The 15,903-nt window shown below is 58.3% G+C and carries 15 protein-coding genes; all 15 read right to left on the bottom strand.

The features are described 5' to 3' along the window. Nucleotides 1-111: 111 nt before the first annotated feature. Nucleotides 112-1,152 (bottom strand): glycosyltransferase family 10 domain-containing protein, encoded by a 1,041-nt coding sequence (locus PTE31013_RS14185; RefSeq protein ID WP_150613447.1) that lies wholly within the window; start codon nt 1,150-1,152, stop codon nt 112-114. Nucleotides 1,153-1,165: 13 nt separating this feature from the next. Then, on the bottom strand, nt 1,166-2,176 hold the full coding sequence (locus tag PTE31013_RS14180; protein ID WP_150613446.1) for a CgeB family protein: 1,011 nt from the start codon (nt 2,174-2,176) through the stop codon (nt 1,166-1,168). Further along, nucleotides 2,173-3,609 carry a lipopolysaccharide biosynthesis protein gene (locus tag PTE31013_RS14175; RefSeq protein ID WP_150613445.1) on the bottom strand — a complete coding sequence of 479 codons (1,437 nt, stop codon included), beginning with the start codon at nt 3,607-3,609 and terminating at the stop codon, nt 2,173-2,175. The genes PTE31013_RS14180 and PTE31013_RS14175 overlap by 4 nt, the downstream gene beginning before the upstream one ends. 50 nt (nt 3,610-3,659) lie before the next feature. Beyond that, nucleotides 3,660-4,574, bottom strand: coding sequence for a glycosyltransferase family A protein (locus tag PTE31013_RS14170; protein ID WP_150613444.1), 915 nt, complete (start codon nt 4,572-4,574; stop codon nt 3,660-3,662). Then, nucleotides 4,571-5,503: a transketolase family protein gene (locus tag PTE31013_RS14165; RefSeq protein WP_150613443.1), complete on the bottom strand. Its 933-nt coding sequence runs from the start codon at nt 5,501-5,503 to the stop codon at nt 4,571-4,573. The genes PTE31013_RS14170 and PTE31013_RS14165 overlap by 4 nt, the downstream gene beginning before the upstream one ends. Further along, nucleotides 5,500-6,306, bottom strand: a complete 807-nt coding sequence (locus tag PTE31013_RS14160) for a transketolase (RefSeq protein WP_150613442.1) — start codon at nt 6,304-6,306, stop codon at nt 5,500-5,502. Before PTE31013_RS14160 ends, PTE31013_RS14165 begins: the two co-directional genes overlap by 4 nt. After that, nucleotides 6,303-7,349 (bottom strand): NAD-dependent epimerase/dehydratase family protein, encoded by a 1,047-nt coding sequence (locus PTE31013_RS14155; RefSeq protein WP_150613441.1) that lies wholly within the window; start codon nt 7,347-7,349, stop codon nt 6,303-6,305. Before PTE31013_RS14155 ends, PTE31013_RS14160 begins: the two co-directional genes overlap by 4 nt. Nucleotides 7,350-7,358: 9 nt before the next feature. Further along, complete coding sequence (gene rfbH / locus PTE31013_RS14150) at nt 7,359-8,672, bottom strand: lipopolysaccharide biosynthesis protein RfbH (RefSeq protein ID WP_150613440.1); 1,314 nt, start codon at nt 8,670-8,672, stop codon at nt 7,359-7,361. Then, entirely contained in the window at nt 8,665-9,756 is a 1,092-nt protein-coding gene (rfbG, locus tag PTE31013_RS14145; RefSeq protein WP_150613572.1) for a CDP-glucose 4,6-dehydratase, read from the bottom strand. The genes rfbH and rfbG overlap by 8 nt, the downstream gene beginning before the upstream one ends. Then, nucleotides 9,750-10,520, bottom strand: coding sequence for a glucose-1-phosphate cytidylyltransferase (rfbF, locus tag PTE31013_RS14140; protein ID WP_150613439.1), 771 nt, complete (start codon nt 10,518-10,520; stop codon nt 9,750-9,752). Before rfbF ends, rfbG begins: the two co-directional genes overlap by 7 nt. Before the next feature lie 3 nt (nt 10,521-10,523). Then, nucleotides 10,524-11,690 (bottom strand): DegT/DnrJ/EryC1/StrS family aminotransferase, encoded by a 1,167-nt coding sequence (locus PTE31013_RS14135; RefSeq protein WP_150613438.1) that lies wholly within the window; start codon nt 11,688-11,690, stop codon nt 10,524-10,526. Beyond that, nucleotides 11,687-12,613: a GDP-L-fucose synthase family protein gene (locus tag PTE31013_RS14130; RefSeq protein WP_150613437.1), complete on the bottom strand. Its 927-nt coding sequence runs from the start codon at nt 12,611-12,613 to the stop codon at nt 11,687-11,689. Before PTE31013_RS14130 ends, PTE31013_RS14135 begins: the two co-directional genes overlap by 4 nt. Nucleotides 12,614-12,615: 2 nt before the next feature. Further along, nucleotides 12,616-13,743 carry a GDP-mannose 4,6-dehydratase gene (gene gmd, locus PTE31013_RS14125; RefSeq protein WP_150613436.1) on the bottom strand — a complete coding sequence of 376 codons (1,128 nt, stop codon included), beginning with the start codon at nt 13,741-13,743 and terminating at the stop codon, nt 12,616-12,618. Next, nucleotides 13,736-15,202, bottom strand: coding sequence for a mannose-1-phosphate guanylyltransferase/mannose-6-phosphate isomerase (locus tag PTE31013_RS14120; protein WP_150613435.1), 1,467 nt, complete (start codon nt 15,200-15,202; stop codon nt 13,736-13,738). The genes gmd and PTE31013_RS14120 overlap by 8 nt, the downstream gene beginning before the upstream one ends. 138 nt (nt 15,203-15,340) lie before the next feature. Continuing rightward, a complete protein-coding gene (locus PTE31013_RS14115; protein ID WP_150613434.1) occupies nt 15,341-15,685 on the bottom strand; it encodes a MarR family EPS-associated transcriptional regulator in 345 nt (114 codons plus the stop codon). Nucleotides 15,686-15,903 lie beyond the last annotated feature (218 nt).

Here is a 15,903-nt window from a genome sequence, read left to right as displayed (position 1 = left end):
CAAAGGCCGTGCCGGACATCGCACGTGACCCATTAATTCAGCTGTCGCCGGACGCCAAGTGCCGCGCTATCGCCGCGAGGAGACATTTCTCAATGTGGTCGGTCCATGCCGTTACAGCTGACCACAAGTGTGGAGTAGCGAATTGAAATAGCGTGCGCGTCCGCTCGTGCGCAGGAATTGTCGGCCCGCTTCACGCATTTCCTGCCATCGCCCGTCGGACATGCTCAACACTGCATCGCAAACTTCGTCGTATCCGGCGTAATCACGCATATCCACAAATGCCTCGGCAGGTACCAGCGAATCGACATCTGGTGCCCCCCAGTAAACCGGAACCGTACCCGCGTATAAGCAATCGAAGATTTTCTCCGTGAGGTATCCCGTCATTGGCATGTTTTCGAAGCATAACGAAAACCGATAATTCGCCAACACATCAAATTTCGATTCGCAACTGCCGCGATACACCTGCATGAGCGCGCGATAATGACGCCAATACGGCAACCATGCCGACTGTCGCGACCAACGCCGGTCCCAGCCGCGCCCATACAAGTCAATCGCGCCCCGCTTGCCAAGCTGTGCAACCGCTTCAATGCGCTTGCTATAAAATTCCGGGCGGCGAAAACGTGGATTATGATTGCCTGCGATGACAACCAGCTTATTCTGACGGCTCGTTCTGCTCCAGGCGCTCGGGACTTCAGATTCATAAGGCTGAGGCCAGTCAAGCTTTTCCAGCTTGTCAGTGTCCACACCCCTTAGCGAGTATCCGTCTCCGATCGTATTATGAAGAAGGACTGACTCAAATTGTTGCGATAATTCCGGCAACGCGGCGTACATCTTGGGGGCAACCAGTGGCGGCTCAAATAGAAAGAACCCCCTGAGCCGAACATCATCGCGCCCTTGCAGCGGCTGGTAGCCATTCAGCAGCCCCATGGACCAGTAGTGGTTCTGCTTGGCGACGACGCGCCCTTCGCGCAGTGCGTCGGCCGTATGCACGGGAATCCCTCGCGCCATCAATTGCTCCCTCAACCGGACGAAGGGTTCGAGCGTGCCGTCGCGATTCAAGAACGCATTGCTGGCGTCAAATAACCGATCGCCCAGGAAATGTTCGCTTGAAGGGTCGATAAATACCGCGTGCTCGGGAAAAAACTGCGCCATTTAAAACCACTCCCTATACGCTTTTGAAATTCTGGGGCTGTCCCATCTCAGAAAATACTCGTGCAAAACGCTTTGCATAAGTATGCTCGGACATGGTGCGCTCGTAAGCCGCGCCTGCCATGCGGTTGCGCAACGCATCGTCGTCCAGGTAGTAGCGGACTTTCTCAACCAGGTCGTCAGGATCGAGATAGATCGCCATTTCTTCGCCGAGACGATAACACCGCTCCAGGCCGTCAACGTAATACGAGAGTTGGAATGCCCTGCAGGCATTGATCTCGAAATGGCGGGCCTTCAGTTGCTCCACGCTCTTCTTCGATCGCAAGCGATTCAGCAGCGCTCGTGGCGACGACGCGAGAAATCGAACATCCCAGGAAGTAGAATTCGAGAGATTCAAATTGATTCTGCTTTCGTTGAATATTTTCACCATCTCTTCGTGAGCGACGATGCCGTTAGGCCATCGATACCCCGCCACGTACACAGAAATACCGGCCTTTTCGAGCCGTTTGATCAACCACTCGCGATAGGGGTGCCAGGCACCGACGAACGATACGTCGTACTTTTTCTCGAGGTCGAGAGGCTTGTAGCGAACCTCGTTGACGCCGAACGGCATGTGAAGTGAGTGATGCATGCCGAGGCGCTCGTACTTGCGCTTGCTTTCGAAATCGGGCGACGTGAAATAATGAAAATGCGGCGCCCAAAAACGCGAAAAATCGACCCGCCACGTGTCGTCGTGAAAAAAACACAAGGTTTGCGTATGATCGCGGACCTTATCCACGGCCTCGGGCGTCAGCTGGTCGGTATACAAGGAGAAAATGGCGACGTCGGGCTTCATCGCGGTGACGCGATCGAGCAACGCGTCGTTCATCGCGGCCTTTCCCAGTCGCCGAAGTTCTTCCATGTAATCGAACAGCTCGACGTCGTAGCCCGTCGACTTGAGACTTTCGAAGAAGTTGTAATACTCGTACGAGCGGCCGCGTGAACGGTCCCCGTAGTCATACTCCATGCACACGAGCAGGATTTTCATAGTTCTTTAAGGATTTTGGAGCGTCTGAGCATCAACATGGCAACGGGAGACCAGAGACATGCGATCAACCCCGTGCCGACCAGCGGCGTGACTCGCCCGCCTAGACCGGCGATCCAAGGTCGAAGCAGTATTGATATCGCAACACCCATTGCGGCAAGGACGGTCACTGTCAGCAACGGCCGTAGACTGGGGCGCATCACAAAACCCGTACCGCGCGAATGCCAATAGAGCTGAAGTACGATCAGGGCTCCTCCAATCGCGATCGAGGGTGCTACACAGTCGAGCCCAACGTGCGGCAGCCCGAAAAACACCAGGCCAAATGTCGCCGTAGCGCCAACCAGGTTGGGCACGACAAGCGATCGCGTCTGCATGCGCAAATGAGCGCCCAGGCCGAATAGTCCGATCAGTATGCGAATCCACTCCGCAATCGCACCAAACGCTACGAAACGTGCGGCGCCTTGATACTGCGGACCCAACATCAACGCCGTCAGATAGGGGGCGCCCGCCAGTAGCGCGGAGACGCCCAGAATCGAGAACGGCAGTAGTTTGTCGGCATAGCGAACCCACGCCGTAGCTTGGACGTGTCGGTCCGGATCGTTTGCCTGCCGGTAGAAAGCAGGTTGAAACCAGGTTGTCAGGATCGTTTCGGTGGCGGCCAGTAACGCGGCGGCAATGCCGTATCCTGCGACAAACAAGCCGAGATCCGCGAGTCCCAACTCCTTGGCCAGAACGAATCGGTATCCCTGCATCTGCAGCCAGTTCAAGCCAGCCGCCAAGGCCACGGGCCAGCAAAATTGAAACAGGGCGACGCATCGCTCCCTTGTCAGTACGCTACGTACCCCTGTGGATTGCTGCGTTACCGCCGGGGAAAAGAAGACGGCGTAGCCAAGCACGGAGAACACGATCTGCCCGATCATGACGCCGGTCAGCCAGCTTTCCGCGCTAGCCGACCACAGGTGTACGAGCACGACGGAGAACGCCAGGCCGGAGATCAAGGTTGCCAGGGTCAGTACGACGAACGCGCGTGCCCGGCCGATCATGTTCAGCGACGGCACGAGTGTCTGATTGACGGTGGCAAACAGAATGGAGCCGGCAACCAGCGATGCTGGCCACCATGTCCCCGTTCCGGGGGGCACGAGCCGGGTGTGAAACAGTGCCCAGACAACGATCGCGGCAATCATCGAGACACCGCTCAGATAGAGACAGTAGGCGTGGAAATAGCCACGCATCGTCCTGTTGTCCTGCCATGCGTGCAGGCGCCGGTTGATGAACATCCCGACGGGGTTGATTAGCAGCATGGCGAAGAAAGCGACGCTGCTGTTGATCAGCGTCGCTTTGCCCAACTCGTGCGGCGGCAATAAGGTCGTCATGACCTTGACCGTAAGGAACATCACCGCAAACTGCAGTAGGCGGCCGACGAGTACAAAAATCACGGTGGTTTTGTCCAAAATGGGAGCAAACGGATGCTCCCGTGGGAGTGCGCTCAGCGGGAGCGCGTCAGCAATTTTCGACTGAGCGAAGGGTGCTTGAGGCCAAGTCGACACCCCATGAAGAGCAGGTATTGGCTGACGGTGCGATAGCACCACGCGCGTTCGCAGGCAGGGCGTTGTCGCTCCGCCCGCCACCAGTTCAGCCAGTAGACGAAACGGTACTCGGCAACCGCTGACGAGCGGGGCGTAATGTTCGACTGCCGGTACACATGGCGCAGCAGCCGTAGTCGCTGCCCGATCGACTCCACCCGGCTGTCGTTGCTCGCGTGAACGCGATACAGCATGTTCGGCTTGGGCAACCAGAGCATCGGTGCACGTCGTAACACGCTTATCAGGAATGCCAGGTCGGCGTGCTTGCCGCCTTCCTCCGGTTTCAGGGACAGGCCATCGAGGCACTTGCGGCGGTACATATACCCCGGGAACGGTGCGGGCCTCGGGCCCGTCAAGGTCAGGTAGGGCGTCACCAACGCTTCGACCGACGCAATCTCGTGCGGCTCGGTGCAATCGCCCATCACGCGCCGCGACGTTACCTTGTCTCCCATCACGAGGTTGGCATTGCAAGCCACCGCACTCAACTCCGGACGGGCAACGAGCGCATCGCGCAAGGTCGCGACGAAGCCCGGAAGCATCAAGTCGTCGTCGTGGAAATAGACGACGAACTCAGCAGAGCTTTCCGCGATAACGACGTGGAAATGGTCCAGGGCAGGTAGCGCCGGCCGACGTCTGAGATAGGTGACGAGAGGAAATTCCTCCGCGACCATGCGCTCGACCTCGTCGCCCTCGGAGTTATCCGACACGATGACCTGAACGTCGTCATTCATCTCGCCAATGGCCGAACGCAGGGTCTCCTGCAGATATGCCGGGCGATCGCGAGAAAGGATGTACAACTGCACCTTCGCAGTCGTCATGCCGCGACTCCACCTGAGCTCGACAGGATGCCTTCGATGCGCTTGCGAATCGTGGGAGTATCCAGTCGATGCTCACTGAGCAGGTATTCGTACGTACCGCAATACGCGGAAAACCGGTCTTCCACACCGATTCGATGGACGCGCGGAGTGCCCGTCCCCAGATCGGTGAGGCTTTCGGCCACGCAACTACCCAGTCCACCGACAACGACGTGTTCTTCCAGCACGAAGATGTCCTGTGCGCCCGCACCGATGTCGCGCAACGCCGACGTGTCGAGGGGTTTGATTGACGGGACGCTCCAAACGTCCGCCTGCATGCCCGCGTCGACGAGATTGACGGCCGCATGCACCATCGAGCCGGTCGCGATCAAAACAATCTTGCGATTGCGTTCGCGCACCTTAAGGGCCTTGCCGGGTGCCAGGGTGAGCGAGGCGCCATGCACATCGCCGCGATCCGATTTGCCCATGCGCAGGTACACCGGACCGCGCGTGTCGAAAGCAAGCCGCATCGTCGCCGCCATCTCGTAACGATCTGCCGGAGACAAGATGGTAAGTCCCGGCAACGGGCGGGTCACGGCGACATCTTCCATCGACTGATGGCTTGCGCCCAAGTGACTGTAGACAAATCCGGCGCCGTCGCCAATCAGCATGACCGGCAGGTCCTCGTAGCAGATATCGATCTTGATTTGCTCAAGCACACGTACGGGAACGAATGCCGCAAGGCCATACACGACAGGTCGAAAACCCGCGCGCGCCAACCCGGCGGCCACACCGACCATATTTTGTTCGGCCACGCCACAGTTGATATATTGATTCGGGCAAGCGCGACGAAATGCGTCAAACAGCGCATAGCCATGATCGCCGGTCAACAGCAGAATTTTTGGATTGGCTTGCGCGGCGCTTACCAGGGCATCTGAGAATGCGGCTCTCATTTGGCAGATCCCAATTCATTCATTGCATTACGATAGGTGTCGCTGTTCAGGCGAGTGTAGTGCCAGATATTGGCGTTCTCCATGAACGACACGCCCTTACCCTTGATCGTGTTGGCAACGATCGCCTTGGGACGGCCATCGCGCTGCCGCCGTGCGGCCGCATAGGCGGCGCCGATCGCATTCTCGTCGTGCCCGTCGATGGTGACGGCATCGAAGCCGAAGGCCGCGAATTTGGCTTCGATATTGCCGAGTCTCATGACCTCGTCCGTCGATCCCATTGCCTGAAAACCATTTTTGTCGACGATGACCACGAGATTATCCAGCTTGAAGTGGGTCGCGAACAACGCCGCTTCCCAGATCGTGCCCTCGTTAATTTCGCCATCACCCACCACGGCGTAGCACATCTGGTCGGTGTGATTAAGCTTGGCTGCGAGCGCCAGGCCAGTGGCCACCGACAACCCGTGGCCAAGCGAGCCTGTGGTGGCTTCCACGCCGGGAACGTGCACATCCGCGAGTCCCTTCAGGCGTGTACCGTCCTTGAAATAGTTTGCCAGATCCTCCTGCGACAACCAGCCGAGTTCGGCCAGACAGACGTACTGGGCCATGACGCCATGACCCTTGCTCAGGACGAGATAATCGCGTTCCGGCGCATCGGGCTGGTCGACCCTGACCCTCAGATGATCGCGATACAGAACGGCAATCAATTCAACGATGGAGAAGGCACAGCCGATGTGCACGGTGCTACCGGCATACGCCATGTCGATGATCGCTCTACGAATCGCTTGTGGGTTAAATTTGCTCATAGTCTGGTCGTCATCCGAGCCCAGGAAATGGTCTTGTGAATGGCATCGTTCAGTCCGACGTGTTCCTCCAGGCCCAGTTCGCCTCGCGCCTTGGATGTATCGGGGACGTAGCGTTGCGGCAGGGCGGCCGTCGGTGTGCCGGCAATGGTCAGCGCGGCATTCGAACCGCTGGCGTCGCGAATACGCTCGGCCAAGGTGCGGATAGAGACAACATGCTCCGACCCCACGTTGTAGGCGGCGCCGGTGGTGCCGCGCATCAGCATTTCCAGCAGCCAGACGCAGGCGTCAGCTACGTACAGATATGTCCTGCATGGGCTGCCGTCCCCCTGTATCTGGATCGGATTGCCGGCGACCGCATCACGAATGAAATTACCCGCAGCAAAGGTTCCGTCCAGAGGTAACCCCGGGCCGATCAACGCGTAAATGCGCGCAATGCAGGCGGCCATGGCGGTGTGTTCCGATATCGCGCACGTTAACCATTCCGCCGCCCGCTTGCCCTGTCCGTAAGCACTGGCGACATCCAGTGGCGATGGGGCCTGCATAAAGGTTTCGGAAACCGCCGCCAGTTCCGGCGGTTGCGGCCCGTACACGGCACCGCTCGAAGTCAGCAAGAATCGCTGGGCACCGTTCTCCAATGCGGCCTCGAGCACTCGGCGGGTTCCCATCAACGCCGTATCGAAGGTCTGCAAACGATTGGCCGCCTTGCGAGGATCGGATACGTCGGTCGCCGCGTGAATGCACAAGTCAACCGCGCCGATACTGCGATCGAACGACACGGCGTCGCCGCGCACGAATCGTACGTGAGACGCGCCAAATACCTGCATCGCGCGCGCACATGCGGCGTCGGGATCACGGCTGAGCGCCACGACCTGGATGTCGCTACCGAGCATGGCGTTCGCGTGCCGCACGATTTCCACCAGCCAGGTGCCGATGAAACCCGTTGCACCCGTGAGGAACAGACGCGCGCCGCGATAGCGGTGCCAAAACTCGGCAGTCCGTTCGACAACCTGCTCGATATCCTGCGAAGGCAAGGCGATAAACATGGCCGTCGCTTAGAAGTTGACGCCCAGGTATGTTTCGATCTTCTCTGCGACGAAGTCGAGCATCTCGGTCGACAGGCCCGGATAAATGCCGACCCAGAACGTCTGGTTCATGATGATGTCGGTGTTGGTCAGCTCGCCGACAACGCGATACTTCTGATTGATCATGTACGGCTGACGCGTCAGGTTGCCGGCAAACAGCAGGCGCGTGCCGATCTTGTTCTGGTCGAGATAGGCAAGAAGATCAACGCGGTTGAAACCTACATCGGACTTCAGCGTGATCGGGAAGCCGAACCATGACGGATCGGATTTCGGCGTGGCTTCCGGAAGAATCAGGAATTCAGCGCACGTCTGCAGGCGATCTTTCAGGTAGGCGAAATTACGCTTGCGAGCCTCGATAAATTCCGGCGCACGATCGAGCTGTGCAAGACCGCAGGCAGCCTGCATGTCGGTGATCTTAAGGTTGTAGCCAAGATGCGAATACGTGTACTTGTGATCGTAGCCAGCGGGCAGGTTGCCGAGTTTCCAGCAGAAGCGCTTGCCGCATGTGTTGTCCTTGCCCGGCGGGCAATAACAGTCACGGCCCCAGTCGCGGAACGATTCGGCAATACGTTTAAGGTCGGGGTCGTTGGTAAACACCGCGCCACCCTCGCCCATCGTGATGTGGTGCGCTGGGTAGAAACTGAGCGTGCCGATATCGCCAAATGTCCCGACAAGCTTGCCGTCGTATGTCGAGCCCAGGGCATCGCAGCAGTCCTCGATCAGCCAGAGGTTATGCTGCTTGCACAGCTTGGTGATGACCTCGAGATTGTACGGATTGCCTAGCGTATGCGCGAGCATGATCGCTTTGGTCTTGGGCGTGATAGCCGATTCGATCTTGCTTGCGTCGATGTTGTAGGTGCCGAGTTCGACATCGACGAATACGGGTACCGCGCCGAATTGAATGATCGGGTTGACCGTGGTCGGGAACCCGGCGGCCACGCCGATGACTTCGTCACCTTGCTTGATCGCGCGATCGCCCAGTTGAGGCGACGTCAACGTCGAGAACGCCACCAGGTTCGCCGACGATCCGGAGTTGACCGTGATCAGATACCGAACGCCAAGGAAGGCGGCCAGGCGCTGCTCGAAAGCATCGTTGAAGCGACCCGTGGTCAGCCAGCCATCGAGTGAGGCATCGACCATGTACTCCAGTTCTTTCGAACCGATGACTTTGCCCGACGGCGGAACAACGGTGATGCCCGGTTCGAAGTCGGGACGCTGCGTCGACAGTTCGCCATACTGGCGAACCAATTGGCGAATCTCTTCGCGAAGTTGATCTTTATTCATAAATTCCGTTGCTGCTGTTTTGATACTCGGCGATCTGAGACAGCGTCATCGCACGCATATCAATTTTGTGAAGGTGTGCCTTGTGCCAGGCGACAATCTTCTCCAGTGCCTGCACAAGCGTCCAGCGCGGCTGCCACGACAATTGCGAGTGCGCCTTGGTGCAATCGAGTTTCAGAATATTGGCCTCGTGCGGCTGCGGATTCGCGTCAAGGCGCCAGGTGCGTCCGTCGCCCCATAGCTCAACGAATCGTTCGACGATCCACTGCACGGGGCGTGCGTCGCCACCGGCAGGTCCGAAATTCCACCCCTCCGCGAAGGCCGCGCCCCCTTCGTATAACTTCTCGGCCAGCAGCAGGTAACCGCTGAGGGGCTCCAGCACATGCTGCCAAGGTCGGATGGCATGCGGACTACGCACCAGAATGTCATTGCCTTGCGTCATGGCCCGAACAATATCGGGTACCAATCGGTCCAACGCCCAATCGCCACCGCCAATTACGTTACCCGCACGCGCGCTGGCCAAGCCCACGCCGTGTTCCCCGTGGCGTTGCGGATTGAAATATGAGTTTCGATACGCGGCCGTGACGAGTTCGGCACACCCTTTACTGCTACTGTAGGGATCGTAGCCGCCCATCGCCTCGTTTTCGCGATATGGCCACAGCCACTCGCGATTCTCGTAGCATTTGTCGCTGGTTACGTTGACCACCGATTTAATTCCCGGTGTCGCCCGAACGGCTTCCAGCAGATGGACAAGCCCCATTACGTTTGTCGAGTATGTCTCGACCGGTTCCGCATACGAATAGCGGACTAACGGCTGCGCTGCCATATGAATGACAATCTGGGGCTGTGCTTCGCTCACGGCTCGACGCAGCGAGGCACCGTCACGCACATCACCCATCACCGAGCGCATGTTCTCCGCTACCCGGGCAACCTCGAACAGACTGGGCTCCGTCACTGCAGGCAGTGCGTAACCGGTGACTTCGGCGCCGAGCTGCTGCAGCCACAGTGCCAGCCAGCCCCCCTTGAAGCCGGTATGGCCTGTCAGGAAAACGCGCTTACCGCGCCAGAATGCTGGATTCATCACCATGTCTTCCACGGCGCCTTGCCGCTGGCCCACAGATCCTCCAGCAACACTTTGTCACGCAACGTATCCATCGGCTGCCAGAAACCCTCGTGGGAGTAAGCCGCCAATTGACGGCTGCTCGCCAGGCATTCGAGCGGCGCGCGCTCCCAGATCGTGCTGTCGTCGCGGATCAGGTCAATGACCTTCGGCGAGAGAACGAAGAAGCCACCGTTGATCTTGGCGCCGTCGCCCTTGGGCTTTTCCTCGAACGACAACACGCTATTACCTTGTATGTCGAGCGCACCAAATCGGCCCGGCGGCGTGACCGCAGTCAAGGTCGCCTGGACACCTGCACTGCGATGGAAGGAGATTAGTTTCGTGATATCCACGTCACTGACGCCATCGCCGTAAGTGAAGCAGAATGCCTCCTCATTCTCCACGTAGCGCGCCACCCGCCTCAGCCGGCCGCCAGTCATGGTTTCCTCGCCAGTATCCACCAACGTCACACGCCACGGTTCGGCGTGCCGCTGATGTACTTCCATCTCGTTTCGCTGCATGTCAAAGGTCACGTCTGACGTATGCAGGAAGTAATTGGCGAAGTATTCCTTGATAACGTAGCCCTTATACCCGCAGCAAATTACGAAATCGTTGACGCCATGCGTCGAATACATCTTCAGGATGTGCCAGAGAATCGGCTTGCCACCGATCTCGATCATCGGCTTGGGCTTGAGATGGGTTTCTTCGGAAATTCGGGTTCCAAGTCCACCGGCAAGAATCACTGCTTTCATGACTCAGATTTTCCTCAACGCGGCAATGGCGCTTTCAATCGGATAGTGATGGTTACCAACGAACAGGCCGGAATGATCGATGTGTTCCGCGTTTCGCAATTCCCCTGCAATCGAATGATCGAAATACTTCACAACATCGTTCTTGGCAAAGTTTCCTGCCACGATCGGGCGGCACTCGAAGCCGGCTTCGTTGAGTCGCTTGACCAGCGCATCACGCGTCAGCGACGAACCCCGGCGAATCACCAGGCTGAATCCGAACCAGCTGCTTTCACCGATTTCGCGTTGGATCATCAACTCCGGATGATTTGCCATCACTTCCTGAAGCAGTGCGCCGTTGGCGCGCCGCGCGCGAATCAGCTCCGGTAACCGCTTGACCTGCTCAATGCCGATCGCGCCCGACATCTCTAGTGGACGGACGTTATAGCCGGGCAGCATAAAGCGGAACGATTCCTTGAACGGATCATCGCTCTTTTCGCCGCACACATGATTGAACTTCGGCAGGTTGCGAGTCCAGCCATGCGCGCGCAACGACAGGAGGATGTGGTAAAGCTCCTCGTCGTCGGTGACGATCATGCCGCCTTCCATTGTCGAAATATGGTGCGAGAAAAAGGCGCTGTAGCTGCCCATGATCCCGAATGTACCGGTCTGGCGATTCTCGAACGTCGCTCCCATCGACTCGCAGTTGTCTTCGATCATGACGATTTCGCGCTTGCCGATAATCTGCTTGAGGCGGGCGAAGTCGTTGGGGTTACCCAGCAGGTTCACGACCATGATCGCGCGGGTTTTGTCGGTAATCGCCGCTTCAAGTGCATCCAGATCGTAGTTGAGCGTCTCGAGATCGATATCGACAAAACGCAGCTTCAGTCCGTATTGGTACAGAGGATAGTACGTGGTGCTCCACGACACCGCGGGCACGATCACCTCATCGCCTCGCTCCAGCTTGAATGCCGGATTCTTCGTGTAGAACTGTGCGGCCACCATCAACAGATTGGCCGAGGATCCGGAATTCACCATCACGCAATACTTGCTGCCGACATACTCGGCAAAGCAACGCTCGAATTCCGCTACTTTCGGCCCCATGGAAAACATGCCGGACGCGACAACGCGCTGAATGGCGTCATACTCCTCGGCCCCCCAGGAAGACGTTGCGAGTGGATATTGAAAGCTCATCCGAGATAGTCCTTCAAGTAATAGTCGTAGGTTTTGGCAATGCCGTCCTCGAGACTTGATTTCGCTTGCCAGCCCCAGGTGGTTTGTCTTTCGATCGATACGAGTTTCTGCTTCATACCGACCGGTTTGCTCAGATCGTGCTCGAACTTGCCCTGCCAGCCGATGACTCTGGCGGCGATTTCATAATATTCATTGATGCTGAAATCATGGCCCAGCCCGATATTTGTCATCTCGGGCAGTCCCTCGAAGTCGTCGAGCGCATGGAGGACTGCATCGGCAAAATCGCCGGAGTACATGAACTCGCGCCGCGCCGTGCCATCTCCCCAGATCTCGACCGAGTCCTGCTCGGAAACCTTGGCGGTGTGGACCTTGTGGATGATGGCCGGAATCAGATGCGAATTCTGTGGCGCGAACTTGTCGAAGCGGCCGTAGAGGTTGCAGGGAATGAGCGTTTTGTAGTCGAGCCGGCTGTCTTCGCGACGCACGTATTGGCAAAGCCGTGCGGTCACGATCTTGGCGATTGCATAGCCCTCGTTCGTCGGCTCAAGCTCGCCTTGCAGTACCATTTCCTCCAATAGAGGATTCGCGGCATTGCGCGGATACATGCAAGAACTTCCGAGGTTCAGTAAGCGCGGCACGCCGACGGCCTTGGCGGCCATGACCACGTTGCGTCCCATGTCGAGATTCTTGACGAGAAAATCGACCGGTGCCGCAATATTTGCCTGTATGCCACCAACGAGCCCGGCAGCGTGGATCACGACATCGGGACGGTGTTCGGCCATGTAGGCTTCGACCTTCGCGTAGTCGCACAGATCAAGCTCGCGGGAGGTTGGGGTCAGGAATATCCCTCGGCCCGCACCCGCGCGCTCGACGATATTCCGTCCGACCATGCCGCCGCCGCCCGTCAACAAGATACGCTGCATGGTCAGCCTTGATAGCGCAGGGCCTTGTGGCCCGAGGCCTTGACCTGTAACTCGAACGCCGCTTCGCGGAGATCGGACTCGGCCATCTCGCGTACCAACTCGGCAAAGCTCGTCTGTGGCTTCCAGCCCAGCTTGTCGTGTGCCTTGCTCGCGTCGCCCAGGAGCGTCTCGACTTCGGTCGGGCGGAAATAGCGTGGATCGACGGCAACGACCGCCTTGCCAATCAGCTTCTGCGCACCCTCGCCTTCGGCAGCGGTCAGAATGCCCACTTCATCGGCCCCCTCGCCGCGCCACTCAAACTGAAGGCCAAGGGCATCGCCGGCGCGATTGACGAAATCGCGCACACTATGCTGCTCGCCGGTCGCGATCACGAAATCGTCCGGCGTGTCCTGCTGCAACATCAACCACTGCATCTCGACGTAATCGCGAGCGTGGCCCCAGTCGCGCAGTGCGTTCAGGTTGCCAAGGAACAGGTTCTCCTGCAGGCCGAGCTTGATGCGCGCCAGTGCGCGGGTGATCTTGCGCGTGACAAACGTTTCGCCACGAATCGGGCTTTCGTGATTGAACAGAATACCGTTGCAGGCGTACATGCCGTAGGCTTCGCGGTAGTTCACCGTGATCCAGTACGCGTAGAGTTTGGCGACTGCATAGGGACTACGCGGGTAGAAAGGCGTGGTTTCCTTCTGCGGAATCTCCTGCACCAAACCGTACAGTTCGGAAGTCGATGCCTGGTAGAAGCGGGTCTTCTTTTCCAGGCCGAGAATCCGCATCGCTTCGAGAATTCGCAATGCGCCCAAGCCGTCGGAATTGGCCGTGTACTCGGGTTCTTCGAACGACACCGCCACATGGCTCTGCGCGGCGAGGTTATAGATCTCGTCCGGCTTCGTTTGCTGAATGATGCGCACGAGGCTTGACGAGTCGGTCAGATCGCCATGATGCAGTATGAAGCGTGGGTCCGGGACGTGCGGGTCTTGGAACAGATGGTCGATCCGGTCCGTATTGAACAGCGAAGTGCGGCGCTTGATGCCATGCACTTCATAGCCCTTGCCAAGCAGGAACTCGGCCAAATACGCGCCATCCTGGCCGGTAACGCCCGTAATCAGGGCAACTTTTCGTTCGCTTTCAACCATTTGTTCGTCCATAAGTATCTTCAAATCGTACAATGTCGTCCTCGCCCAGATAGCTGCCCGACTGGACCTCGATGATTTCGAGATCAAATTTGCCTGGGTTTTCAAGCCGATGGACGGTCCCCAGCGGGATATAGGTGGACTGGTTTTCCGACAGCAGGATGGTTTCGTCGCCGCGTGTTACTTTGGCCGTGCCGTGCACGACGACCCAGTGCTCCGCGCGATGATGGTGCATCTGCAGACTCAGCGACGCGCCTGGTTTCACAACAATGCGCTTGACCTGGAACCGCTGCCCGGCGTCAATGCTGTCGTACCATCCCCAGGGGCGATGCACCTTGCGGTGAGCGTTTGCCTGGCTAAATTGCTCCACCTTGAGGCGCGCCACGATATGCTTGACATCCTGGGTGGCATCCTTGTGGGCCACCAAAATGGCATCGGGTGTCTCAACCACGACCAGGTCGTCCACTCCAACGCACGCCACCACGCGATCCTCGGCAAATACAAGATTCTCGCGTGCATTGTGCATAAGCACATCACCTCGTGTGACGTTGCCGGCATCGTCCTTTTCAGAAACCTGCCACAGCGAGTCCCACGAGCCGACGTCTGACCAGCCCGCCGACAATGGGATCACGTGGCAGGGCATCTCGGCGGACTGGGCGGCCGACAGCGGTTCCATCACCGCGTAATCGATTGAGTCCGACGGGCACGCGTCGAAGGCGGCAGCATCGACCCGGCGAAAATCAACGTCCGTGCAACCCCCGTCGACGGCGGCGCGACAGGCTTCAAGTATCGTGGGTTGGAAGTGCGCCAAGGCTCGTATCCAGGCGCTCGCGCGTAACACGAACAGCCCGCTGTTCCAGAGATATTCGCCGCTTTCCAGATATCGCTGTGCGGTGGCGTGGTCAGGTTTTTCGACAAATTGCGTCAGCGCCAGTGCAACACCGTCAGCTCGACGCTGACCCGTGCGAATATAGCCGTAACCCGTTTCGGGTCGGTCAGGCACAATACCGAAGGTCACGATCCCGCCATCGGCGGCGAGCGGGAGTGCCGACGCCACGGCTGCCTCGAACGCCGCCACGTTGCTGATCACATGATCAGCCGGCATTGCGAGCAGTATTGGGTCTGCGTCCGATTGCATTGCGACCAAGGCTGCCAAGGTGAGTGCCGGAGCAGTATTTCGGCCAAACGGTTCGAGCACGATCTGGCTCGAAGGCTTGCCCGCCGCCAACATCTGCTCTGCCGTAATGAAGCGGTACGCCTCATTGCAGACGATGATCGGCGCTCGTAGGGCCGCGGTCTTCGCCAGCCCATCCACGCGTCGGGCCGTTTCCTGCAACATCGAGCGTTCGCATGTCAACGGCAGTAACTGCTTCGGATACTGCTCACGCGACAGCGGCCATAAGCGCGTGCCAGATCCACCCGAAAGAATCACCGGCTGAAGCACTACTTCGCCAAGTTCCATACTGTTCCAGTACAAATCGCAGGTTGAATGGTTTGAGGAGACGCATCGTCATCCGTTGGCTGCTCGCGTACGCCGAACGTTGATCGCTGAATTGAACTTGCTCCCGGGGGCATTTGCCCGGGCGCTGAGCGTCGCCGACTAAACCGGCGCTTTGGCGCCGAGCTTGCCAGATGCGTCGATTTCCTCTTGCAACGCATCGATTTCGCGCCGCATCGCCTCGTATTCTTCTTGTTTCCGCCGCAAATAGGACAATGTCAACTTGGCCTTGGCCTCAATGCCAGCCGGCGTTAGCAAGTAAGCGTAAGCGCGCTTGTTTTCACTGTTGCGGAAGTTCTGCACTTTGACCCAACTCTTCCCCAGCAGGCCGCGCAGGCAGTAATTGGCTTTGCCCAAGCTGACGCCGAGAACCCTGGCGAGTTCTCTCTGAGAGATCGTAGGGTTCTCCGCCAACAATCGCAGTATTCGGTAGTGAATCTCGTCCATATCCGAAGCGGAACATAGCGGCAGGCCCCAGTGACGGCCGCTCGCGATGTTGGCTCCTACGTTGGGTTATTCGAACCGCAGTCAACGTTCAACCGTTGAACTGCTGCCCGGATTCGACCATGACTTGCCAGACGTGTCAACTGTCCGGCAAAGCGGACACAGCAACGTAGCCGTTCGTCGGCCAAAACAGGCGGTTCCTGGATATCGGGGGTTGCACA

The organism is Pandoraea terrigena (genome assembly GCF_902459705.1).
GTDB lineage: Bacteria > Pseudomonadota > Gammaproteobacteria > Burkholderiales > Burkholderiaceae > Pandoraea > Pandoraea terrigena.
Note: the sequence above shows the minus strand (reverse complement) of the source record. Positions and strands in the feature narration are given on the sequence as shown.